Below are 22,302 nucleotides of genomic sequence, written 5' to 3'. Positions count from 1 at the left end.
CCCCGCACCCCCGATCACCGCCCCCTCCCCAGCTGCCACCCGAACTGCGCAACACCACACTGTAGCGCGCGTGGCGCGCTAGTAGCCCCGCCGTTTCGCCGCCCACCAGCGGCGCAGGCGGTTGCACTTCTCGGCCCAGCGATCCTCCGTTGCTTCCCAGCTGTCCTGCATCTCTTCCAGCTTCGGATCGATCCGCTTCTCGCGGAACCGGCGCCAACGCACCCAGATCCCATAGAAGATCGCCGCCAGCACGATCAGGATCAGTACGTTCAGCCAGGGCAGAGGCTTGCTGGCCTCCGCGCTCTCCACTGGCCAGATGGAAATCGCATTGGGATAGATCGAAAAGAGCTCGTTGCGCCAGCCGTAGTGCCGGATCATGGCGAACTGCGGGTTACTCGCGGTCGAGCGCAGGTCATTTGCTTCTGCCTGCAGATTGGCGGTGTCGAACTTGAAGTACGGCGGCCAGCCCCAGCCGGTATCCTCGTTGCGATAGACCATTACCCCCTTGCCCGGCCGCTGGGTCTGGATGAAGAACACATCCCGGCCGACCGTCCCTTGGGCATTGCCCGCATCGGCCTGTGCCCAGAACAGGCGGTTCTCACCGGGCTCGATCCGCTGCTCGTAGGTATCGGTGATCCGCACCAGATCGACCTGAGGCAGCGTATAGTGCAGGAAGGAGGCCAGGATCAGCCAAATGCCGATGATGAAACCCCATTTGACATAGAACATGGCCAGCCCCCTCAGGCGAAATTCGTAAAGTAGATCAGCAGCCCGATCGCGGTCATTGGGATCACATAGACACCCAAGATCAGCTTGCGCCGCAACGATCCGTCGTACTCTTGCAAGCCTGCGCGTACAAAGCTCTCGCGGTCACCGGGGCCCTGAGCGGCATCCCATTCGGCCTCCAGCTTGCCGCGCCGGACCGCGCGCGAATAGAACGACAGGCAGACGTAGACGATGGTCAGGACGATGAACCCGATGAACAACATCCGTGCCAATGCCGCCATGCCTGTCTCCCTTGGGCAACCCAACCGCAATATAGGCGATATGCGCCGAGGTTACATGCCTTTTGGCACTTCCGGCCGCGTCCCTCGTAAAAACGGCGCGGACCGGCAGCCGCGGTGCAGCCGGATCTGGATGGATCATCCGCCGACGATGTTGAACTCTGGCCCGAAGGGATACCCAGTGATGTTCTCGGCACCCTCATCGGTGATCACCAGAATGTCATGCTCGCGGTACCCGCCTGCGCCCGGCTCGCCTGCGGCAATGGTCAGCATCGGCTCCATCGAGATCACCATGCCCGGTTCCAGCACCGTGTCGATATCCTCGCGCAGCTCCAGCCCCGCCTCGCGCCCGTAGTAGTGGCTGAGCACGCCGAAGGAATGGCCGTAGCCAAAGGTGCGGTATTGCAGCAGGTCGCGCTCGGCAAAGAAATCGTTGATCTGAAGCGTGACATCCGCACAGGACACGCCGGGTTTCAGTAGGCTCATGCCAAACTCATGCGCCGCCACGTTCGCTTCCCAGATCTTCAGGCTCTCCAGGTCGCACGCCTGCACGAAGAGCGTCCGCTCCAGCGCGGTGTAGTAACCCGAGATCATCGGAAAAGCGTTGAGCGACAGGATATCGCCGCGGTCCAGCATCCGCCCGGTGACCGGGTTGTGCGCGCCGTCGGTATTGAGCCCGGACTGGAACCAGACCCAGGTGTCGCGATACTCTGCATCCGGAAAGCGCTTGGCGATCTCCAACTCCATCGCATCGCGCCCCGCCATCGCCACCTCGATCTCGCGCACGCCCGGTTTGATGGCCTCGCGGATCGCGTAGCCGCCCACATCGGCCACCTCGGCACCCTGCCGGATGAGCGCGATCTCGGCCTCGGATTTGTGCATCCGCTGCCGCATCGTCGTCTCGGCGAGATCCACCATGGTGAGCGGTTGCAGGAAATCCTCCAGCTTGTCGCGCTGCACCAGCGTTAGATGATCGCCCTCATAGCCGATGATCGCGTTCCTGCCGGTCACCGAGGTCACCGCACGCCAGAAGTTGTCGCGCTGCCAGTCGGTGTAGGTGATGGTGTCGCAGAAGCTGCGCCGCCAGGGCTGGCCTGCATCAATGCCCGCACTGATGGTGACCGCGTCTGTCTCTGTCACTACCATCCCATAGGGCCGCCCGAAGGCGCAGTAGAGAAACCCCGAGTAGTAGGCAATGCTGTGCATCGAGGTGAAAACCGCCGCCGTAGCCCCCGCCGCTTCCATACGCTCGCGCAGTTCAGCCAGCCGCACCTCATACTCGGCACCCTCAAACGGCAAGGGAGATTTCTCGCCGTTGTGATAACGGTACATCTCGGGGCGGTCCGACAGGGGTGAGGTGGTCATGGCAGACCCTCCTTATGCAGAAAGGTCCCGGCGTTCAGGACGGATCGGGCCTCAAGGCGGGCCGACGCCATCGCCCCGCAGCCTTGCGCAAGGCTTGGCCGATTCCCCGCGTGCAATCAAGCATCAGCTGGCGGTCAGGAAGCGCACCAGATCGCTTTGCGGATCCTCGAGCGCCTCGATGATGTCGAAATGATGCTTGCTCGGCACGACGACAGCCGGTGCGTCCCAGGCCCACGCCAAGGCCTCTGCCTGCTCGAGAAACACCGGGCGTTCCTCTGCGCCGACCCAGATTTTCACATCGGCCTCCGGCGCCGGCTGATGCGTCGGGCTTTCTGCCAGCGCTGCAGCCTCGTCCAGTTGGAAGAGCTCATTCATCGAGGTCTGCAAGAGCGGCAGAAGGTCGGCAACGGGCGAGATCGGGGCCACACGCGGGATGCGCGCCCGGAGATCGGCGGGCAACACATCCTCTGCCAGCATCCGAGCAACCAGATGCCCGCCCGCCGAGTGCCCTGTCAGAACAATGGGCCCTTCGACGCGCGCGGCAATGGCAGTGACCGCCTGTGCGATCTGGCGGGTGATGTCGGCTATCCGCACATCGGGGCAGAGGTCATAGCCGGGCATCGCCACCGACCACCCCGCGGCCAGCGGGCCCGCCGCAAGATGTGACCAACTGCTGTGATCAAAGGCCTTCCAATAGCCGCCGTGCACGAAGACGACGGTGCCACGCGCTGTGGCTTCGGCGTTGAAGAAATCAAACACCTGCCGAGCAGAGGCACCGTAGGAGACACCGATCTCCGCACGCGCCCCGAGCGCATCGCGAAACGCCGCTGCCGCCGCCAACCACCGCGGTGGATAGGCTTCAGCGCCAGGGATATAGGGGGCGTTGGCGTAGGCATCGTCCAGCGGCATCATCTCGGTCACCTCACTTTCGGAACTGGACAATCATAGTCAGAGTTGAAATGACAACCATAGCCATTTTCGCGGAGGACCCGAAATGAAAGATATTCTAAACACCGACCTCAAGTCTCTTCTGAAAGATCCCAGCCTTCTGGAGACGCGCGCCTATGTCGGTGGCGCCTGGATCGACGGCGACAACGGCACCTTCGAGGTCACCAACCCGGCCCGCGGCGACGTGATCGCCGAGGTGGCCGATCTGAGCCGCGCGCAGGTCGCTGGGGCCATCGCTCAGGCGGAGGCCGCCCAGAAGGACTGGGCCGCCTGGACCGCAAAGGAGCGCGCGCAGGTGCTGCGGAAATGGTTCGACCTGATGATGGAGAACGCCGACGATCTGGCCACGATTTTGACCGCCGAGCAGGGTAAACCGCATGCGGAAGCCAAGGGCGAGATCGGCTATGGCGCGAGCTTCATCGAATTCTTCGGCGAGCAGTCCAAGCGGGTCTACGGCGAAACCATCCCCGGCCATCAGCGTGACAAGCGGATCATGGTGCTGAAACAGCCCATCGGGGTCGCGGCCTCTATCACGCCCTGGAACTTTCCCAATGCGATGATCACCCGCAAGGCCGCACCCGCTCTGGCGGTCGGCTGTTCCTTCGTGGCGCGCCCGGCCAAGGAAACGCCGCTGTCGGCGATCGTCATGGGGGTGCTCGCGGAGCGCGCAGGCATTCCGGCGGGTGTCTTCAACGTTGTGCCCTCGTCGTCCTCCTCCGAGATCGGCAAGGAGTTCTGCGAGAACCCGGCGGTCCGCAAACTGACCTTCACGGGGTCCACCGAAGTGGGGCGCATCCTGCTGAAACAGGCCGCCGATCAGGTGATGAAATGCTCCATGGAGCTCGGCGGCAATGCGCCTTTCATCGTTTTTGACGATGCAGACCTCGACGCCGCAGTCGAGGGCGCGATGATGTGCAAATTCCGCAACAACGGTCAGACCTGCGTGTGTGCCAACCGCATCTATGTGCAGGCCGGGGTCTATGACGCCTTTGCGCAGAAGCTGAAGGTGGCCGTGGAAGGGCTCAAAGTGGGCGACGGTCTGGACGAGGGCGTGACCACAGGGCCGCTGATCAACCAGGAGGCGGTCGAGAAGGTGCAGGAGCACATGCAGGATGTGGTGGACAATGGCGGTGCCATCCTCACGGGCGGCAAGCCGCATGAAATGGGCGGGACCTTCTTCCAGCCGACGGTGGTGACCGGTGTGACGCAAGACATGAAGGTCGCAACGGAAGAGACCTTCGGCCCGCTGGCGCCACTCTTCAAATTCGAGGATGAGGATGAGGTGATTGCCATGGCGAATGACACGATCTTCGGGCTTGCCAGCTATTTCTACGCCAAGGATCTGGCCCGCGTCTACAAGGTGGCTGAGGCGTTGGAGTACGGAATTGTCGGGGTGAACACCGGCATCATCTCGACGGAAGTGGGCCCCTTTGGTGGGGTGAAGCAATCCGGGCTCGGCCGCGAAGGCTCACACCATGGGATCGAGGACTATCTGGAGATGAAGTACATCTGCATGTCGGTCTGAGGGATCGGCAGGTGACAAAAAGGAGCCGCATCGAGCGGCCCCTTTTTGTTGTCCCACCTGAGGCGCGACTCGCGCAGCACTGCCCGGTTACGCGGCGACAGCCACGTCCTCCGACCATCTGTTTGGCGCAAAGGCGGCATCCAGATCGGTCTCAGCGATGTGGTTGGTGTAGTTGGAGAGAACCTTCACCGCTGTCCCCAAGACAACCTCGAGCGCAGTCTGCCTGCTGTAACCCGCAGCGGTCAGCGCCTCGATGTCTGCGTCTGACGGCCAACCACGGCTCTCGTTGACCACGATCGAGAACTGGCGCAGCGCTTCGAGCTTGGCGTCGGCAATCGGCGTGTTGGTCCGCAGCGCGTCGATCACATCGGCGGGCACGCCTGCCCCTTGAGCGATGGTCGTATGGGCCGCCATACAATAGCTACAGCCGTTCAGCCGGTTGTTCGTCATCAGAATGATCTGCCGCTCGGTCGCGCTCAGGTCGCTCTTGTCGAAGATCGCGGCGAGGCTGGTATAGCCTTCGAGCAGTGCAGGCGCCTCCGCCATGGTTGCAAAGAGGTTCGGCACGAAGCCGAGGCTTTTCTGCGCGCCTTCCAGGATGGGTTTGGCCGCGGCAGGGGCGGTGTCAATCGTATGGGTGGGGAAGTCGGACATCGGATCGTCTCCTTGGACTCTGATTTTCTATACCATTCGGTACAAACCGCACCTAGGCAGTATGAACCGATCGGTCAATACCCTCGTGCCGAATTTCTTGAACGATCAGTATAAAACCATATATCTATAAGCAGAAACTCGCCAAACCCGGAGCCGTACCATGCCGTGGGAAAAGACCTTCGACCTTGATGAAGCCACCGACAAGGCCATCAGCGTCTTTTGGAAAAAGGGCTACGAAGGCACCTCGATGGCCGACCTGACTGCCGGCATGGAGATCAATAAAGGTAGCCTTTACAACGCCTTCGGCTCCAAACAGGCGCTCTTTGACCGGGCGCTGCTGCGCTATGATCAGCAAACCCGGGCCGCGATGCTGGCCGAGCTCGCTACCTTCGATGACCCCGTGGCTGCGATCACGGAGCTGTTCGACCGGATGATTGATGCAGGCTGCAAGGATCAGCGGAATCTGGGCTGTTTTCTGATCAATACGGCGCAGGATCTGCCGAACCAGACCCCGGACGTGACCGAGATCGTGCGCACGTCGCTGGCGGAGATCGAAGACTTCCTGCGCGCGATGCTGCGGCGGGGTCAGAAGACCGGTCAGATTTCAGAGCAGCTCGATGTGGAAACCACGGCGCAGTCGCTCTTGGCTATGTTCGCGGGCCTGCGGTTGCTGTCGCGCGGGGCGGTCGCGCCACAGGTGCTGGAAGGCGTGCGCAGTGGCGTGCAACAGCTGCTTGACGGCTGACAAAAAAGGGGCGCAGCCCGGATGGCCGCGCCCCGCATCTCGGAGTGTTACCGTTAGTTGACGGCTTTCGCGTCAACCACGTCTTTTTCGATCTGCTTGCTCGAAGAGATCGTGATCTGCCGTGGTTTCAGGGCTTCGGGCACCTCACGCACAAGGTCGATGTTCAGCATGCCGTCCACATGGCTTGCGCCCGTGACCTGCATGTGATCGGCCAGATGGAACCGGCGCTCGAACGCGCGGGTCGCGATTCCACGGTGCAGATAAGTCCGCTCCTGGTCGTCCTCGGCCTTCCGGGCGGAGACGATCAACGCATTCTCGCGGACCTCGACGCTCAGATCAGCGTCAGAGAACCCGGCGACCGCAATCGAAATGCGGTAGGAGTCGTCGTCGAGCTTCTCGATGTTGTATGGGGGATAGGACGGCTGCGAGCTTTCGGTGGTCAGAACCCGATCCATCAGGTCGGCAATCTGGTCAAAGCCAACAGTGGCCCGATACAGCGGTGCAAAATCATAAGTACGCATTGTGTCATCCTCTTATTGAGCGATTACGTGCCAGCGGCTCCGATCCTGGACGCGCACCGGCAATTGTGATGCCGAGGCCCTGCTTAGGCACCTCGGACACCGCTGATGTGGGGATGGATTTGCGGCTTTCAAGACCCCCCGGGGCGGACAAATTTCGCACCACCGGTGCGTTGCGTCCGACTGACCCCGTTCGTCACCGTCACGCGCCGGTGCTCGGCCCGCGGAGACGTTGCATTGGCTCGCATCTGCTGTTTCAGCTCTGCCACCAGCTGCGGCAACGCCATGCCGAAGGACACCCGTCGCCCATCGTATTGCCCCACGCTGGAGATGACCGAGACGATCTGCCCGCGCCCGTTCTTGTGGGTGAAGACCGGCGCGCCAGACGACCCGAAGGTCACATCGCAATCGAAGAGCAAGACACCCTGATAGCGATCGAACATCCGGCAAACCGACTGGCGCGAGGGCAGCTCCGACCGGCCGCGCCCATAAGAGACCACGCTCACAGGCCCCTGCGACACCCGTTCGCGAAAGAGCACGAAGGGATCCAGCACATGGGTGGGGATCGGGACCTCGAGCCGCAGCAGTGCCACGTCATGGCGGATGTTGCGCACCTCGACGCCGCGCGCCGGGTCATAACCCCGATGAGCCTCGATCTGCACCACAGCGCGTTCCGCGACCGCTTCGCCGTTGCGCAACCCGGCCCGGAAGGTCAGATCCGCGGGCGCGAACGCCTGGCCCGTGCGGCGGTCGTAGACGCAGTGTGCCGCGGTCAGCACCAGATCGGGCGCGATCAACGTCCCGGTGCAGAAGCCGCGCGCGTCCATGTCGAGCCGCCCGACCGCCTGCCAGACCAGGGCCTCATTCGCCGTTCCCAGCCCCCGCAAAGCCGTGTTCTGCTGTGCCTGCGCCGCCGGCACCACGGCGATCAGAAGGGCCAGCGCGCCCCAAAACATCCTGCCCATGGCTTACCTCGACGGTTTGACGAATTTCGCCCCGGTGGAGCCGCGGCCTTCGCCCACAACCACCCGCGCGGCGATGGGCGGTGTATGCTGGTAGACCCCTTTTCCCGCCTCAAGCTGCGCCCGCAACGCCTCTAACGGCGCGCCGAGTGCGGTGCCCAGCGACACATCATTGCCGTCAAGCTCCGCCTTGGCCGAAACGACCGATACGATCTGGGCCCTGCCGTCGGCAAACGTGAAAATCGGTGCGCCGGAGGACCCGAAATCCACCTCGCAGGAGGTCACAAGCACCCCCTGCCGCCGCGACAGAACCCGGCAGACCTCCTGCAGCGCCGGTGCCTCGGCCCGGTCGCGCCCATAACTCACCACACCGACTTGCGCGCCCGTGCGCGGGCGGGGTGCGGTCTGGAAGGGCTCGATCGTCGTGTTTCGGATGGGATGCGTCAGTTCGAGCAAGGCGATATCGTTGCGCACCCGAGCCGAGGATACGGCGCCATCATAGATGTACTCAGGGTGAACCACGGCGCGCTTGACCCGTCGATAGGCCGAGGCGCGACCATTGCGCCAGCCGGCAAGAAACTGCACCGTCTCGTGATTGATCCGCTCGCCCGTGGCTTTCTCGTAGAGGCAATGCGCGGCGGTCAGCACCAGATCGGGGCTGATCAAAGCCCCGGTGCAAAATCCCCGACCATTGATGTCGAGCCTGCCGACAGCCTCCCAATCGCCCGCGTCGTTCCCTGTCTCTAGGCTTTTCAGCCGCGCATCCTGAGCCAAGGCTGCGGTGCCACACACCACCGCGAGACAAACCGATAAAATCCAACGCGCCACAACACCACCTCGCACCCCCGTCGCGGATCATAGGCAGAGGATGCGGCAGGAATAGGGCAAAATGACGTAGGCCGGATCTTTCGGTCGAGTGATGCCTGCAGGCACCTACCGCAGGATCGGCACCGGTGCCCCGGTTCGCTCTTCTGAAAGCGCGGGCGGCTGTGGCCCGCCCGTCGCCCAATCGAGCAACTCCACCGTATGCACAACCGGCACCCCCGTTCCGGACCCGATCTGCATCATGCAGCCGATGTTCCCGGCAGCTATCACATCCGGCGATTTTGCCTCGAGGGTGCGCACCTTGCGCGCCTTCAGCTTCTTCGAAATCTCGGGCTGCATGAGGTTGTAGGTGCCAGCAGACCCGCAGCACAGATGCGCATCAGCCGGTTCGACCACGGTGAAACCGGCCCGCTTCAGCAGGTCCTTCGGATAGGTCTTAATCTGCTGGCCATGCTGCAGTGAACAGGCGGCGTGGTAGGCCACGACCATCTTTTTCTCCGCCCCTTCGGCCAAGTCGAGCTTCATCAGCACTTCCGAGACGTCCATCGCGATGCCAGAGACCCGCGCCGCATCCTCCGCCAGCGCCTCGTTGCGGAACATGTGGCCGTAGTCCTTGACCGTGGTTCCACAGCCGCTTGTGTTGATGACGACGGCGTCGAGGCCGGCGCCATCCATCTCGGCCGCCCAGGCGCGGATGTTCTTTGCCGCCGTTGCGTGGCTTTCTTCGGTCTTGCCCATGTGATGCGTCAGCGCACCGCAACAGCCCGCGCCCTCGGCCACGACGACCTCGCAACCAAGCCGCGTCAGAAGCCGGATCGTCGCATCGTTGATATCGGTGTTCAGCGCCCGTTGCGCGCAGCCGGTCATCAGCGCCACGCGCATCTTCTTCTCACCTTTGGGCGCAAAACTCTGCGGATCGTCATTGCGGCTGACTGGGGGGATGTGTTTGGGCGCCATCTCCAGCATCGCCCGCAACCGCGCATCCGGCATCAGCCGAGCAAAGGGCCGCCCCAGCTTGGCCCCCACCAGCGCCAGCCGGAACCGCATCGGGTACGGCAGGATCCGCGCCAGAACCCAGCGCAAGGCTCGGTCTCCAAAGGGCCGCTTGTAGCGCCGCTCGATGTATTCGCGGGCATGATCGACCAGGTGCATATAATGCACGCCCGAGGGACAAGTCGTCATGCAGGCCAGACAGCTCAGACAGCGGTCGATGTGCTTGACCGTCTTCGCGTCGGGCTCGCGATCATTCTCGAGCATATCCTTGATCAGGTAGATCCGGCCGCGTGGGCTGTCGAGTTCGTCGCCCAGCACCTGGTAGGTCGGGCAGGTCGCCGTACAGAACCCGCAATGCACGCAGGACCGCAGGATCTCATTGCTGCGCGCAATGCCCGGGTCTTTCAACTGCGTTTCGGTGAATGTCGTCTGCATCAGGCGACCTCCGCTGGAACCGGCCCCATCAGACCACGATTGAGAATCCCACCGGGATCGAACCGCGCGCGCAGACCGGCGCTGATCTTCTCGACACCCGCGGCTTGCGGGTGGAAGACGGGCAACGCAGCCCGAGTCGCCTCGGAGGCGCGCACGAGGGTGGCATGACCATCGAACGCACCAAGGGCTGCACGAAGATCCTCGCCCGCAGGCATGCGCACCCAGATCCGCCCGCCCGCCCAATCGTAGTACCAGCCGGCCGCACCCGAACGCGCCATCAGCCCCGGCGCCTCGGACGGCTTGCAGGAGACCCGCCAAATATCCTCGGGTACATCGCGCAGCAGTTCCGCATCCCGCACGCTGCGCCAGATCCAGTCACTCATCGCGGCATCGCCCAGCGTCATCTCCACCTTGAAGCGGGCCAGCAAAGACTTGAGCTGATCGAGCCGGTAGGCGACCGAGGTCCCGAACCCCTCCGCCCGAAGCGCTGTCACCGGCCCGCCCTCCATGATCGTGGCGCAATGCGCGGCACCCGTGACTTCGTAGGGCGAGTTCATCGCTACAGCCATCGCTTGCACCGCCTGCACGTCATCGAGCCCCCGCAGCAGCAGGGTTCCCTGGGTCTCCGGCCGCGGCAAAACCTTCAGCGACACTTCCGTGAGCACCCCCAGTGTCCCGAACGCCCCGCACATCAGCTTGACAAGGTCATATCCGGTCACGTTCTTCATCACCCGCCCGCCATTCTTGACCACTTCGCCCGTGCCATCCACGAACCGAACGCCAAGCGCATAATCCCGCGCTGCGCCGCCCTGGATCCGGCGCGGACCGCTCACATTGCCGGCGATCACCCCGCCAAGGGTCGGCTCGCCCTCGGTCCCCAGAAGCACGCGGTGATCCATTGGCTCGAAAGCGAGCCTTTGGTTTTCAGCGGTCAGCGCGTCCTCGATCTCGGAAATCGGCGTGCCCGCCTGCGCAACCAGTGTGAGCGCACCGGGTTCATACAAGGTGATGCCTGACAAACCGGCAACCGATACCAACGCCCCCTCTGGCGCCAGTCCGCGGGTCCCGCCGCCCTGAATGGCCAATGGCTCTTTGGCCGATTTCACAAGATCGGCCAGCGCTGCTTCACTCTCAGGTCTCATATCTTCTCTTGGCCTTAAATATCCTGGGGGAGCGCCGCAGGCGCGGGGGCAAAGCCCCTACTCCGCTGCAATTGGCTCGGCGCGCCGGGCCTCGGAGATATCGAGCGGAAACACCTTCGCCGGGTTCAACAACCACTGCGGATCGAAGACGTCCTTGACTGCCATCTGCGCCTCCAGATCGGCGGGCGCGTACTGATGGCTCATCAGATCGCGCTTCTCGATGCCCACGCCATGCTCTCCGGTCAGGCATCCACCCGCTTCGACGCAAAGCTTCAGCACCTCGGCGCCGAACGCCTCGCAGATCTCGAGATCGCCTGGCTTGTTCGCATCATAGCAGATCAGCGGGTGCATGTTGCCATCGCCTGCGTGGAACACATTGCCCACCGGCAAGCCGTAGTGTTTCGACATCTCTCCAATCCTGCGCAGCACGTAGGGCAACGAACTCACCGGGATCGTCCCGTCGAGGCACATGTAATCGCTGATCCGTCCGATAGCGGAAAAAGCCGCCTTCCGCCCAGCCCAGATGCGCGCGCTCTCCTCCGCCGACGCGCTTTCGCGCAGGGCCACCGGGTCGTGCCGCCGGGCGATCTCGGTGATCAGGGCGAGTTGATGGTCGATCTCCGCATCCGAGCCCTCCACTTCCACGATCAGCAGCGCCTCGCACATCGGATAGTCCGCCTTGGCGAAGTCCTCACAGACCTCGATCAGCATCCTGTCCATGAACTCGATGGCCACCGGCAGCACGCCCGCCTTGATGATGTCGGCCACGCAGGCGCCCGCGACCTCGGCGCTGTCAAACCCCATCAGCACGGGCCGCGCACCCTCCGGTTTAGGCAGGATCCGCAATGTCGCTTCAGTGACCACGCCCAACTGCCCCTCCGAGCCGCAGATGAGCCCCAGTAGGTCCAGCCCGCCCGCGTCCATATGCGCGCCGCCGAGCTCAACCACTTCGCCGTCCATCGTGACCATGGTCACGCCCAGGAGGTTATTGGTCGTCACACCGTATTTCAGGCAATGCGCACCGCCCGAATTCATCGCGATATTGCCCGCAATCGCGCAGGCCAGCTGGCTTGACGGATCGGGCGCGTAGAAGAAGCCCTCCTCTTCGACTGCCCCGGTCACGCTCAGGTTCGTCCGCCCGGTCTGCACCCGGATCACGCGGTTCTCGTAATCTGTCTCCAGCACGTCGTTCATCCGCGCCACGCCAAGAATGACGCAATCCGCCGTCGGCAGCGCACCGCCTGCCAAAGAGGTTCCGGACCCGCGGGGCACCACCGGCACGCCCTCGTCGTGGCAGATCCGCAGAACATCCGACACCTCTTGCGTGCTCGCCGGCAGCACCGCCACCATGGGCGGGCATTTGTAGGCCGTGAGCGCGTCGCACTCATAGGCTCGCGTCTCCGCAAGATCGTGGATCACCGCATCGGCGGGCAGAACCGCCATCAGCCGCGCGACGAGACGGTCCTTGCGGGCCAGAACAGCGGGATCGGGAATCGGCATTTCCATAAGCGCACCTCCGTTTGGTAAAATAATATGACCAATTTTTCCCATTGGCAAGGTTTATTGGACCTGCCATGCGTGCCGCATGACACTCCTGGATCGCCTCGCGCTCTTCCAACCGCTCGACTATGTCGCTGTCGCGGCCCTGTTTTTGTTCTGGGCGGGCATCGGGTGGCGGGTGGAGCACCCGTCGGCCAAACACCTCTCGACCACGCGCATCATGGCGGGCTACCGGCAGGACTGGATGCGCCAGATGGTCACCCGCGAGCCGCGCATCTTTGATGCCCAGGTGCTCGGCACCCTGCGGCAGGGCACCGCGTTCTTCGCCTCCACCTCGGTCATCGCGATCGGCGGCACATTGGCGGTGCTCGGCAACGCCGAACGTCTGGCCAATGTGGCGTCCGAAATCACGCTGATGGATCACCCGACGATCGTCTGGGAAATCAAGCTGATGGTGCTGACCCTGTTCCTGACGAACGCGTTTCTGAAGTTCGTCTGGGCCAACCGCCTCTTTGGCTATTGCGCCGTTCTCATGGGGGCCGTGCCAAACGACCCCGCGCATCCCGATGCCTTCAAAAGGGCCGAACAGGCAGCGCAGATCAACATCACCGGCGCGCGCAGCTTCACCCGCGGGCTGCGGTCGATGTACTTCGCACTCGCCTCTGCCGCGTGGCTGGCAGGGCCTGTTCCCCTTATGATGGCAGCCAGCATCACGCTGGTGGTCATCTGGCGCAGAGAATTTGCGTCGCACTCTCGCAAAATTCTGCTGAACGTTTAAATTAGACCAGGTTCATGTGGGGTCATTGGTTTTTGGTGATGCGATGAGATACGCACTTCTGGCACTGTTTCTGGCGGCATTCCCGGCGCTGGCCGAACCGCCCCAGATCGACAACGTCAAGGTCCGCAAGACCGGCGACACCTGGCGGTTCGACGTGACGATCTCGCACCCCGACACCGGCTGGGACCACTATGCGGACGCCTGGCGCATTCTCGACATGCAGGGCAACCAGATCGCGATCCGCGAGCTTGCGCACCCGCATGTGGAAGAGCAGCCTTTTACGCGCTCGCTGTCAGGTGTGCGCATCCCCGACGGCACAACACAGGTCCAGGTCCAAGCCCGCGACCTGCCCGGCGGCTGGAACCCGGAGACCAAGGTGATAACGCTGCCCTGACATCTGCACGCAGTGACCAATGGGCAGTTGAATAGCGACAAGTCTTCCGCTTACGTTCGTGCATGAACGGCAGCGTTTTGGAGGTGTCGAAGTCTTCGTTCCGAGGTTGCGGCTGATAGAGCCGCATGAGGCTAAAGCTCTGCTATCGAGCGCCTCTGATGATCTTGTGGCAAATGATCTTCAAGCGATCACTCGCAGAATAGTGCAGACCAAGGCTGCCGGTCGGTAGCATCGTCGTCAATCCTACCCAAAAAGAGCAGCCGCCTCAGCGGGCCGCGGCAGCGGGTCTACAAGCGACCAATATTTTATTGCCACCCGTTCGAGCGTTTTTTGTGGTACTATAGGTCATATTTAGAATGCCCAGCCAGATATTTTTCGGCGAAATTTTTATTTTAATATATGGAGTTACCTTCATGGCTGAAGACTTTGTTTCCCCCATTGGAATCCGTTCCGAGTCTGAAGATCAGACCTGGAGCATCGTCGTTCTCGGAGATGGATCGCTACAATTGCGCTCAAATTCGCCGATCGGAGAAGGCGACCAACGACTCGCGATTGATGACAACACAGGCGAAGTCTCGATTGGCACTGCCGGCACCCCGACCAACCTCACCGTTACGGAACGGATCAATCTGCAAGACACCAGCGAGACCGTGAGGGTGCGTCTGAGTGCCCCCGGTCAGAGGATCGAACTTCTGAATTCGGAGGGCGAGATCATCTCGATGATGGGCGGTGGCGGCAATATTCGCGCCGGAACCAACGGCGAAAACGGCGATTTGTTTCTCTACCGCGCCACGTCAGATGACATTTTCCAAAACAACGACGCCACCATCCGTCTCAACAGCGCGAGCGGAAATGCCGTTCTGGGTGGCAACGGTGTGGGCGGCGATGTCATTCTTCGTGACGGGGACAACACCACACGCGCCAGACTAAGCGCACGCAACCAAAGGCTTGAAGTGATGAACGCCGACGGCGAGATCATTGGTATGATCGGCGGCGCTGCCAATATTCGGGCGGGCAGCAATGGCGAAGATGGAGATCTGTTCCTGTTTCCAGCCAGCGCCTCAGACATTTTTGGCAACGGCGATGCAACCGCCAGTATTCGCGCAAGCTCCGGCGATCTGTCTCTGGGCGGCAACGATGTAAACGGCGACGTCTTCGTTCGCGATGGCGAAAACACGGTTCGGGCGCGGTTGAGTGCGGGCGGGCAACGTGTTGAACTGTCCAATCGGCAAGGGCAGATCATCGGCATGCTTGGCGGCGGCGGTAACATCCGTGCAGGCACCAGCGGCGAAACCGGTGAGCTCTATCTGTTCAGGGCGCAGGCGTCCGATATCTTCAGCAACGGGGATGCCTCCATTTCGCTGAATGCCGCCAACGGCGATGCCAACCTCGGCGGCAATGGCGTCAATGGGGATCTGTTCCTGCGTGACAGCAACGGCAATGTAAGGGCGCGTTTGCGGTCTGGCTCCCAACGACTGGAATTGCTCGATGCAGGTGGCGAGATCATCGGGATGATGGGGGGCGCGGGAAACATTCGCGCCGGAACCAACGGAGAGGCCGGCAACCTGTTTTTGTTCCCCGCCGATGCGACCGATATCTTCGACAACGGTCAGGCATCAATCCGCATGGACGGCAACAACGGCAATATCACCATCGACGGCGACATCACCCTGCAGAACGCCGACTGTGCCGAGGATTTCCAGGTGGCCTGCCCGGTTGAGGCCGAGCCGGGGACGGTCATGGTGATCAACGATGATCTGCAACTCGATGTTGCACGTGCAGCCTATGACAGCCGGGTCGCGGGCATTGTCGCGGGCGCCGGCGACTACCGCCCGGGCATTGTGCTGGGCCGCACGGAGACTCCCAACCCGACCATGCCCATCGCTCTGGTGGGGCGGGCCTGCTGCAAGGTGGATGCAACCCACGAGCCCATCGCGATTGGTGATCTTTTGACGACCTCACCAACCCCGGGCCACGCCATGAAAGCCTCCGATCCCGAGCAGGCATTTGGCGCGGTGATCGGCAAGGCGCTCGCCCCGCTTGCCAAGGGGCGCGGCCTGATCCCTGTCCTCGTCGCTCTGCAATAGGAGGTGCACATGATCAGTCTTCGCTCTGTTGCGAACTCCTGCCTTGAGGTCAGTGGCGGCTTCTCCGTCCGCCGTGATGTGTTTGGTTATGTCTGGGGGCCGCTGGAGGACAGGTCCCTGTCCTTGAGTGACCATCTGAACCAGATCAGCGGTGAGGCCTTCGATATCACGGTCATTCTAGTGGGGCACGAGCCTGGCCTGGCTGGATGGTTTGATCAGGATGATGTGAACCAGATCCAGTCGGCCATCGATTGGGCGCGCGAAATATATGCGCAGGCCGGGCTTGGCATCCGGCGGATCTACTGGGCCTACATCCCGACGGCGGACGCCAATGGGTATGATGTGATTGGCTCCGGCAACGAAGCCACGGATCTGACCAATGACTGGTCCGGCGCGCCGGCCGACAGCCAGGATGTCTTCTATGTCACCAGCGTTGACGGGGCCGACGGCTGGAGCAATCAAAACGGCCCCTGCAACAAGGATCTCGACAAGCAGCGCACCGGCAATGTCCTGCAGGTGTATCAGCCGTCCGAAATTGGAGGGCTTGAGAACCGTAATGAGAGCGCTGGTGTCCTTCTGGCCCATGAGATCGGGCATTACCTGGGCCTGGCTGGCGGGACGGATGGCGACAGCAACCTCATGGGTGCGGACGACGATCCCCCATTTGGTGTCGACGAGATTTCTCGCAACAGCAAAGGCATCACCAGCGCCCAGATAACGACAATCCTGGGCCATTGCTCCGTCAAACCCCCCTGCGCGTGAGGATGATATGGCGACACACTCAAAACCTTCGAATGATCTCAGAAAACTGATTGCCTCTGGCGTCATCCGCGCCCATCCGAGCCGCGCATCCGTCCGGGGCGCCGATCTGGATGTGTTGAAATCAATCCTATCGGGGGCGACGCAGCCTGGCTTTGCAGTCAACCGCAAAAGAGCGCTTGAGGTTCTGGCCCGGTCAGAGGCCTCGGCAGAGGTCACCCGCCTTCTTGGCATGGCCCTCTCGGACCGCGACGCGGATGTGGCGCTGCGTACGACGGCGGCCCGGCTTCTGCGTCTGATGCCGCCGCGCGACGCCGAGAAGGTGCTGATCCCGGCTCTGACGACCAAAGAGGCGCGATTGCGTCGCGCGCTTTATCGAAGCCTCGGGGAAATTGGCGGAAAGGCGGCGCAAAAGGCGCTGGAAGACGCGCCACCCTCGGCCGAAGCCTCAGCGGCGAAGTTGCTCGTTTCGCTGCGCGGCGGTGCGCTCAAGGGTGATCTCTCCAGCGCGCTTGATCTTGTCCGCTTGCTGGTCGAGGCCGAGCCGCTGCCGAAAGCGGAAGCCGCTGCGGTGCTCAAAGCCATTGGCGGGGCCGCCTACGGTGTCCCCCTAAGGACAGAGCAGGCTGTCTGTTTTGACTGCAGAACGGACCGGCAAGCGGTGTTTCTGGCAAAGGAGACTGATCTCAAGAGGTCGGGGATCGTGGGTGCTGTCGTGCAGTATCGCGGTGCACCCTCCGAGGCCGAGCTGCGCTACGTCGTGCTTTACAGCAAGACCAAGGCCCGCGCAGAGATTGCGCTAATGACGCCCGCTGGCCGCGTGGATTATGCAGGTGTCGGGACGGTCACGCGCGGGGGCATGGCTTTCGATCTGCGCGATGCGGATGGCCGTGCCGTGCCGCTTATTGCGGAGGCCCGTGTCTCTGACCGGATGTTCAAGCTGTCGCTGACAATCTCCGAGCGAGGTCCCGCGCGGCGCGCCCCGGCACGCAGGCCACAATCGATCCTGGCCGCTGGATTGTGATCCCTGTTGCCAAGTTGCCAAGTTGCCGTGATGCGAAGGCGCAACGCTTGGCTGGCCAGGGAAAGTAGAGGCGCCGGCATTGAGCCGCTGAGCATGCGCGTGGCAAAGGCGTTTGCCGAGATGCGCCGCCATCTCACCATGCGGTTTCTGTGTGACGCGGAGACTGGTCTCAGCCTCCTGCGGGTATTGCTCGAGAATTCCGGCGCCGCACGAAAACCAGTCCAGAGATAGACATCCAGTCTCAATTGGTTCTTCGGCTGAATGGTCAGCCAAGATCCGGCATTGCTCACCAGAGGTCACCTCAGCAATACCCGTCGATATTGTTGGCCGATTACAGCGATTGATCGCAATTGGCCGAGATTTCGGGCCTTTCAAGCTTTCGAGTTGTTCAGCAGTATCGGCTTGGCTGCCGAATTGGACCGGGCACTGCATCTGTCAATGCTCGGTCCATCTCGGTGCCGCTGGCGGCCCAACCGGGCCTCCGATCGATCTGCAACATGCGGCGCTGCAGGACGTAACAACGGCCATTCACCGCGGGCACGAAATCTGCGAGGGGGCAAAGTCGCATAGTGCGGGCAAAGCGGGGCTCCGCAAGACTGTGGTCGGATATCAGCCTCTTCTCCGTCGACTTGAGCAGCAGAATTGGCAATCATTTGCCAGTGAGCATTGCGACGATTGCAGTCAGGTGATCGCGCATCGCTGCCTCAGCTCTGTCCGGTTCATGTCGTTCGATCGACGAGACAAGCTCGGCATGCTGGTCGCTGTGAACGGTCCTGAATTCTTCGATGCCAACGCGGCGATAGGTCCTGTCCCACAGTGTCTGCCAAGGCGAGCGCCGACGTGCGTCGGACAAGAAGTCGAGCACAGAACTCAAGATCGGGTTCCGTGCGGCGTCAGCGATCATCCTGTGAAATTCATCGTCGGCTTGTTGGCAGACGAACCGATCAACGCCCCGCCGACCTGCAGCAACGCAATCGCGAAGCTTCTCCATGTCTGCGGGTGTGGCGCGTCGTGCAGCCTCGGCAGCGATGGCGGGCTCAATCAGCAGGCGGGCTCGGATCAGTTGATCAGCGGAGGTCACGCGCAGCCTTAGCGTCTCGGTGCGCGGCGCGGCGACAGGCCGCGGCCCCAGAAACGTGCCCTGCCCGACGTGCCGCCACAGCTCATTTTCGTCTTCCAACACACCAAGGGCCTGTCGGAGGGTCTCTCGGCTGCAAGACAACTCTTGCGCCAGCGCCCGTTCCGGTGGCAGGCGATCTCCGACCGCCAGATTGGCGGTGGCGAGGCGGTTTCTCAACGCTTTTAGGACAACTTCGAGTTTTGAGCGCCGCATAAGCCACCAGACCAATTTTCAGACCAATCTACCAATTTGCGAACCTATGGAAAGTCATCTCGTGGGGGCCCCGATGCTTGAACTGGCGCTGATCCTAATCGCAGGCTTCTTTTGCGGCGGGTTAAACGCCGTCGCTGGTGGTGGAACCTTCGTTACGCTGCCAGTTCTGATCTGGATCGGCATTCCGCCGGTGATTGCGAATGCTACGGCAACCACGATGGCGGTCCCCGGCTACTGTGCGAGCGCATGGGCCTACCGAAAAGACCTGCGTGCAGAAGGAACACTCAGGATCGGCACAATTGTCATGCTTGCGGCGCTTGGCGGTGTCTTGGGCGCAGTTTTGCTGGTGATCACACCGCCCGATGCCTTTCTCCAACTCGTCCCTTGGCTGCTCTTGGCGGCAACACTTCTCTTTGCGGCTGCGCCAAAGCTCCCAGAGTTCAGCAGGATCCTGGGCGCCGGCGCATCATCACCAATAGGTGCCGGCTGCCTGGTTCTTCTCGTTGCGACCTATGGTGGATACTTCAACGGCGGGCTGGGGATCGTTATGCTCGCTGTCCTATCGATGCAGGGCTACAGAAATCTCCACGGCATGAACGGCCTCAAGAATGTCCTTTCCGCAGTCCTTTCCATTTTGTCGGTCATGACCTTCATCACGGCCGATCTGATCGCCTGGCAAGTTGCCTTACCCATGGCGCTCGCGAATGTCTGTGGTGCTTACGTGACATCACGGATAGTCCGCCAGCGCGCCCGGACGGACATCCTACGCGCTTTGATCATCGCTGTTGGCGCAACCACAACGGCCATCTTTTTCCTGGTCTGAAGGTCGATGTCGCGGCCCGCATTTCTGATGGGGTGGATGGCTCCTGCTCCCACCGGCGTCATGAAGCGCCATAGTGCAGGTGTCTAAGTCTGCTTATGAGAGGAGCCACCCCATGCAAGTTACCACAATCGGCGTTGATCCATTGACCGGCAGTTGATTGCAAAGCAATCAATGAGAGGTTGGCCAAGAACGTTTTTCAGGTCCACGGGATCACCACCAATGAAGAAGTCGTGTTCAACAAACCCTTACGACGGGCGCAGTTTCTGCCATTCTTTGCCAAGCTGGAACCCTGCCTGATTGGCATGGAATCCTACAGCAGCGCACATCACTGGGCGCGCGAACTCAAGGCCCTGGGCCACGAGGTTCGGTTGATCCCGCCGATGTATGTGAAGCCATACGTCAAACGGGGGAAGTCTGACGCTATTGACGCCGAAGCAATCTGCGAGGCCGTGACCCGACCGACGATGCGCTTTGTCGCGATCAAAACGGTAGAGCAGCAATCCCTCCTCTCGCTGCATCGGGCGCGTGATCTTCTGGTGCGCCAGAGAACGCAACTCATCAACAATCTGCGTGGTCTGGTTGCCGAGTTTGGCATCTTTATTCCACGAGGTCTCGCCCGGGTGATTGGGTTTGCCGAAGACATCACACTTGGCGAAGTTCTCGATCTGCCCAACATTGCCAATGAAGTGATCCACAATCTGTGCGAGCAGCTCATGGCTCTGCATGAACGGGTCCGCTGGTACGAACATCGTGTCAAACAAGTCGCCAAAGAGGACGCGCGTGTACGTCTTTTGCGCACGATCCCCGGTGTTGGCGCTGTGACGGCCTCTGCCATCATCGCTAGCATTGGAGACGGGCATCAGTTCCGCAATGGTCGGGAATTCGCTGCCTGGCTGGGCCTGACGCCGGCGAATAAGTCCAGCGGCGGCAAGGAGAAGCTGGGACGGATCACCAAGATGGGCGACCAGTATTTACGATCGTTGCTCGTCGTCGGCATGACGTCATTGGCCCGACAAACCCGATCCCACCCCGAACGCGCCAGCAAGTGGCTGACATCATTGCTCGAACGCAAAGCCGCCCGCGTAGCAACTGTCGCGATGGCCAACAAGACCGCCCGGATCGTCTGGGCAGTGCTCACCCGCAATGAACCCTACAGCCCACGTACTGCAGTCTGAGACGAAAGGAACAATGAGTTAGCAAGACCCGCGAGATGATGGTGCATAAGTCAGCCGCCAAAACCAGGACACTCCGCCGAATGGCGCGGGCATAATAGCCCGTAAAGCTGATAGGAACTTGGTTTGCGGAACCCATCAGGGCCAGCGGTCAAAACCGCGCAAACAGGCCGGACACATGACCGCTTCTGACAAATGCACAAATCAGATCAAAAATGTCTTGCAATGCAGGAGCCATACACACAGGCCATTCGCTGCTCTTGCGGGCTTCAGCAGCATTTGAACGTCGGCAGCGCGGAGATAGTGTTGAAGAAGTTGATGTTTTGGCTGGTTTGACGGCTGTCGAGGTTTTGGGTGACGCGCGCCTTCTTCATGTGGGGTCTGGTGTAGGGACCAGTTTTGCGAGTTTGCGGAGGTTTTGAGCGGTTGCTGCGAGTTGGAACTGTTCATATGCGCCTTTGGGTCCTCGTAGCCGCATCATCGGCACGCCGATGTATCGCTTCAGATGAGCGAAGAGCATTTCGACTTTCCGCCTTTGGATGAACGAGGTCATGTAGGCGTCTGTTTTGCGGATATCCCGCGCGATGTCTCGAGCCGCTTCGTGGACAGACCGCATCACGCGGGGTCCGGGGTCGCCGGGGCAGCATTGCGGCTTCAGCGGGCAGGCATCGCAATCGTGTTTTGAGGCGCGGTATCGGATGAACCCGTCTTTGCCTCCATTGGGCTTTCGCGGTTTGGAGAAGTTCCGGCGATATGTTTGCAGTTCCTTGTTGCCGGGGCATGTGTAGCTGTCTGTCGCAGGATCGTAGACAAAGTCTTCGCGTGAGAAGGTGCCGTCGGTCCGTTTCGATTTGTCCCAAACCGGGATGTGCGGGGCGATGCCGCGCTCTTCGACCAGCCAGCCGAGCATCTCTGCCGATCCGTAGCCTGTGTCACCGACCAGCTTGTCTGGGGTCATGCCAAAACGGTCGGTAATCCGGTCGATCATGCGTCGGGCGGCAAAGGCCTCAGCGGTTCTGATCGGAACCGACGGTTCAACGTCAACGATCACCGCGTTATCCAAATCCACCATATAGTTGGTGGAATATGCGAAGAAGGCCGCCCCACCGTCTGCCCCGGTCCAGCGTGCCGCAGGGTCGACTGGCGAGATGTATTTGGGGATGACTTTAGTGGACGCGCCGAATGCGGCGTCATCCAGCGTTTCGAGGTACTCGTCCAGAACACGGGAGGTCAGGTCACGTGGCAGACCTTCCTTGCTATCTATGCCGCGCGTCTGGTTCGCATTTGCGAGTATCAGGCTGGCGTCGACGCCAAAG

General features: G+C 61.6%; 22 protein-coding genes. 9 read left to right on the top strand and 13 right to left on the bottom strand.

The genetic code is table 11. The annotated features are described in order from the left end of the window. Positions 1–78: 78 nt before the first annotated feature. The 4 genes from MUB52_RS22770 to MUB52_RS22755 form a co-directional block, all read right to left on the bottom strand. A complete protein-coding gene (locus MUB52_RS22770) occupies positions 79–729 on the bottom strand; it encodes a DUF1523 family protein (protein ID WP_263846454.1) in 651 nt (216 codons plus the stop codon). 11 nt (positions 730–740) lie between these two features. Beyond that, positions 741–1,007 carry a hypothetical protein gene (locus MUB52_RS22765; RefSeq protein ID WP_263846453.1) on the bottom strand — a complete coding sequence of 89 codons (267 nt, stop codon included), beginning with the start codon at positions 1,005–1,007 and terminating at the stop codon, positions 741–743. Positions 1,008–1,142: 135 nt separating this feature from the next. Then, positions 1,143–2,354 carry an aminopeptidase P family protein gene (locus tag MUB52_RS22760; protein WP_404818272.1) on the bottom strand — a complete coding sequence of 404 codons (1,212 nt, stop codon included), beginning with the start codon at positions 2,352–2,354 and terminating at the stop codon, positions 1,143–1,145. A 138-nt stretch (positions 2,355–2,492) separates the two neighbouring features. Beyond that, entirely contained in the window at positions 2,493–3,278 is a 786-nt protein-coding gene (locus tag MUB52_RS22755; protein ID WP_263846455.1) for an alpha/beta hydrolase, read from the bottom strand. Positions 3,279–3,363: 85 nt separating this feature from the next. On the opposite strand from MUB52_RS22755, the gene MUB52_RS22750 reads away from it, so the two are divergent. Next, complete coding sequence (locus MUB52_RS22750; protein ID WP_263846451.1) at positions 3,364–4,842, top strand: NAD-dependent succinate-semialdehyde dehydrogenase; 1,479 nt, start codon at positions 3,364–3,366, stop codon at positions 4,840–4,842. Positions 4,843–4,929: 87 nt separating this feature from the next. Here the strand turns inward: MUB52_RS22750 and MUB52_RS22745 are convergent, their stop codons facing one another. Beyond that, positions 4,930–5,496 carry a carboxymuconolactone decarboxylase family protein gene (locus tag MUB52_RS22745; protein ID WP_263846450.1) on the bottom strand — a complete coding sequence of 189 codons (567 nt, stop codon included), beginning with the start codon at positions 5,494–5,496 and terminating at the stop codon, positions 4,930–4,932. 160 nt (positions 5,497–5,656) lie between these two features. On the opposite strand from MUB52_RS22745, the gene MUB52_RS22740 reads away from it, so the two are divergent. Beyond that, on the top strand, positions 5,657–6,241 hold the full coding sequence (locus tag MUB52_RS22740; protein WP_263846449.1) for a TetR/AcrR family transcriptional regulator: 585 nt from the start codon (positions 5,657–5,659) through the stop codon (positions 6,239–6,241). 53 nt (positions 6,242–6,294) lie between these two features. Here the strand turns inward: MUB52_RS22740 and MUB52_RS22735 are convergent, their stop codons facing one another. The 6 genes from MUB52_RS22735 to MUB52_RS22710 form a co-directional block, all read right to left on the bottom strand. Beyond that, positions 6,295–6,762: an Hsp20 family protein gene (locus MUB52_RS22735; RefSeq protein WP_263846448.1), complete on the bottom strand. Its 468-nt coding sequence runs from the start codon at positions 6,760–6,762 to the stop codon at positions 6,295–6,297. Between the two features lie 128 nt (positions 6,763–6,890). Then, complete coding sequence (locus MUB52_RS22730) at positions 6,891–7,724, bottom strand: trypsin-like serine peptidase (protein ID WP_263846447.1); 834 nt, start codon at positions 7,722–7,724, stop codon at positions 6,891–6,893. 3 nt (positions 7,725–7,727) lie between these two features. Next, positions 7,728–8,549, bottom strand: a complete 822-nt coding sequence (locus MUB52_RS22725) for a trypsin-like serine peptidase (RefSeq protein WP_263846446.1) — start codon at positions 8,547–8,549, stop codon at positions 7,728–7,730. Between the two features lie 105 nt (positions 8,550–8,654). Further along, a complete protein-coding gene (glcF, locus tag MUB52_RS22720) occupies positions 8,655–9,974 on the bottom strand; it encodes a glycolate oxidase subunit GlcF (protein ID WP_263846445.1) in 1,320 nt (439 codons plus the stop codon). Then, complete coding sequence (locus MUB52_RS22715) at positions 9,974–11,116, bottom strand: FAD-binding protein (protein WP_263846444.1); 1,143 nt, start codon at positions 11,114–11,116, stop codon at positions 9,974–9,976. Before MUB52_RS22715 ends, glcF begins: the two co-directional genes overlap by 1 nt. A 57-nt stretch (positions 11,117–11,173) precedes the next feature. After that, the gene (locus MUB52_RS22710; protein WP_263846443.1) at positions 11,174–12,622 is read right to left on the bottom strand and encodes an FAD-linked oxidase C-terminal domain-containing protein; all 1,449 of its coding nucleotides are present in this window, start codon (positions 12,620–12,622) and stop codon (positions 11,174–11,176) included. 79 nt (positions 12,623–12,701) lie between these two features. Here MUB52_RS22710 and MUB52_RS22705 point away from each other — a divergent pair, with 79 nt between their 5' ends. The 5 genes from MUB52_RS22705 (at position 12,702) to MUB52_RS22685 (ending at position 17,658) form a co-directional block, all read left to right on the top strand. After that, positions 12,702–13,394, top strand: a complete 693-nt coding sequence (locus MUB52_RS22705) for a DUF599 domain-containing protein (RefSeq protein WP_263846442.1) — start codon at positions 12,702–12,704, stop codon at positions 13,392–13,394. Between the two features lie 43 nt (positions 13,395–13,437). Further along, positions 13,438–13,788 carry a hypothetical protein gene (locus MUB52_RS22700; protein ID WP_263846441.1) on the top strand — a complete coding sequence of 117 codons (351 nt, stop codon included), beginning with the start codon at positions 13,438–13,440 and terminating at the stop codon, positions 13,786–13,788. Positions 13,789–14,201: 413 nt separating this feature from the next. Continuing rightward, a complete protein-coding gene (locus MUB52_RS22695) occupies positions 14,202–15,875 on the top strand; it encodes an autotransporter outer membrane beta-barrel domain-containing protein (RefSeq protein WP_263846440.1) in 1,674 nt (557 codons plus the stop codon). 9 nt (positions 15,876–15,884) lie between these two features. After that, positions 15,885–16,637: a zinc metalloprotease gene (locus tag MUB52_RS22690; RefSeq protein ID WP_263846439.1), complete on the top strand. Its 753-nt coding sequence runs from the start codon at positions 15,885–15,887 to the stop codon at positions 16,635–16,637. Positions 16,638–16,644: 7 nt separating this feature from the next. Further along, on the top strand, positions 16,645–17,658 hold the full coding sequence (locus MUB52_RS22685; RefSeq protein WP_263846438.1) for a HEAT repeat domain-containing protein: 1,014 nt from the start codon (positions 16,645–16,647) through the stop codon (positions 17,656–17,658). A 649-nt stretch (positions 17,659–18,307) separates the two neighbouring features. On the opposite strand, the gene MUB52_RS22680 is transcribed toward MUB52_RS22685, so the two are convergent. Further along, entirely contained in the window at positions 18,308–18,991 is a 684-nt protein-coding gene (locus MUB52_RS22680; RefSeq protein ID WP_263846437.1) for a FadR/GntR family transcriptional regulator, read from the bottom strand. Between the two features lie 73 nt (positions 18,992–19,064). Between MUB52_RS22680 and MUB52_RS22675 the strand changes: the two genes are divergently transcribed. Continuing rightward, positions 19,065–19,814, top strand: coding sequence for a sulfite exporter TauE/SafE family protein (locus tag MUB52_RS22675; protein ID WP_263846436.1), 750 nt, complete (start codon positions 19,065–19,067; stop codon positions 19,812–19,814). A gap of 167 nt (positions 19,815–19,981) precedes the next feature. Further along, positions 19,982–20,989, top strand: a complete 1,008-nt coding sequence (locus MUB52_RS22670) for an IS110 family RNA-guided transposase (RefSeq protein ID WP_404818271.1) — start codon at positions 19,982–19,984, stop codon at positions 20,987–20,989. 367 nt (positions 20,990–21,356) lie between these two features. On the opposite strand, the gene MUB52_RS22665 is transcribed toward MUB52_RS22670, so the two are convergent. Further along, positions 21,357–22,302: transposase (locus MUB52_RS22665; protein ID WP_263846434.1), on the bottom strand; the 946-nt coding region annotated here is incomplete at its 5' end.

The sequence above is a fragment of the Roseobacter sinensis genome (genome assembly GCF_025755255.1).
GTDB classification, from domain to species: domain Bacteria; phylum Pseudomonadota; class Alphaproteobacteria; order Rhodobacterales; family Rhodobacteraceae; genus Roseobacter; species Roseobacter sinensis.
Note: the sequence above shows the minus strand (reverse complement) of the source record. Positions and strands in the feature narration are given on the sequence as shown.

Excerpts from the sequence above, each read along its gene's own strand:
- MUB52_RS22680 (WP_263846437.1), bottom strand. The coding sequence starts at position 18,991 with ATGCGGCGCTCAAAACTCGAAGTTGTCCTAAAAGCGTTGAGAAACCGC.
- MUB52_RS22735 (WP_263846448.1), bottom strand. The coding sequence starts at position 6,762 with ATGCGTACTTATGATTTTGCACCGCTGTATCGGGCCACTGTTGGCTTT.
- glcF (WP_263846445.1), bottom strand. The coding sequence starts at position 9,974 with ATGCAGACGACATTCACCGAAACGCAGTTGAAAGACCCGGGCATTGCG.
- MUB52_RS22695 (WP_263846440.1), top strand. The coding sequence starts at position 14,202 with ATGGCTGAAGACTTTGTTTCCCCCATTGGAATCCGTTCCGAGTCTGAA.
- MUB52_RS22755 (WP_263846455.1), bottom strand. The coding sequence starts at position 3,278 with ATGCCGCTGGACGATGCCTACGCCAACGCCCCCTATATCCCTGGCGCT.
- MUB52_RS22730 (WP_263846447.1), bottom strand. The coding sequence starts at position 7,724 with ATGGGCAGGATGTTTTGGGGCGCGCTGGCCCTTCTGATCGCCGTGGTG.
- MUB52_RS22700 (WP_263846441.1), top strand. The coding sequence starts at position 13,438 with ATGAGATACGCACTTCTGGCACTGTTTCTGGCGGCATTCCCGGCGCTG.
- MUB52_RS22745 (WP_263846450.1), bottom strand. The coding sequence starts at position 5,496 with ATGTCCGACTTCCCCACCCATACGATTGACACCGCCCCTGCCGCGGCC.
- MUB52_RS22685 (WP_263846438.1), top strand. The coding sequence starts at position 16,645 with ATGGCGACACACTCAAAACCTTCGAATGATCTCAGAAAACTGATTGCC.
- MUB52_RS22690 (WP_263846439.1), top strand. The coding sequence starts at position 15,885 with ATGATCAGTCTTCGCTCTGTTGCGAACTCCTGCCTTGAGGTCAGTGGC.
- MUB52_RS22765 (WP_263846453.1), bottom strand. The coding sequence starts at position 1,007 with ATGGCGGCATTGGCACGGATGTTGTTCATCGGGTTCATCGTCCTGACC.
- MUB52_RS22705 (WP_263846442.1), top strand. The coding sequence starts at position 12,702 with ATGACACTCCTGGATCGCCTCGCGCTCTTCCAACCGCTCGACTATGTC.
- MUB52_RS22710 (WP_263846443.1), bottom strand. The coding sequence starts at position 12,622 with ATGGAAATGCCGATTCCCGATCCCGCTGTTCTGGCCCGCAAGGACCGT.
- MUB52_RS22715 (WP_263846444.1), bottom strand. The coding sequence starts at position 11,116 with ATGAGACCTGAGAGTGAAGCAGCGCTGGCCGATCTTGTGAAATCGGCC.
- MUB52_RS22675 (WP_263846436.1), top strand. The coding sequence starts at position 19,065 with ATGCTTGAACTGGCGCTGATCCTAATCGCAGGCTTCTTTTGCGGCGGG.
- MUB52_RS22740 (WP_263846449.1), top strand. The coding sequence starts at position 5,657 with ATGCCGTGGGAAAAGACCTTCGACCTTGATGAAGCCACCGACAAGGCC.
- MUB52_RS22770 (WP_263846454.1), bottom strand. The coding sequence starts at position 729 with ATGTTCTATGTCAAATGGGGTTTCATCATCGGCATTTGGCTGATCCTG.
- MUB52_RS22750 (WP_263846451.1), top strand. The coding sequence starts at position 3,364 with ATGAAAGATATTCTAAACACCGACCTCAAGTCTCTTCTGAAAGATCCC.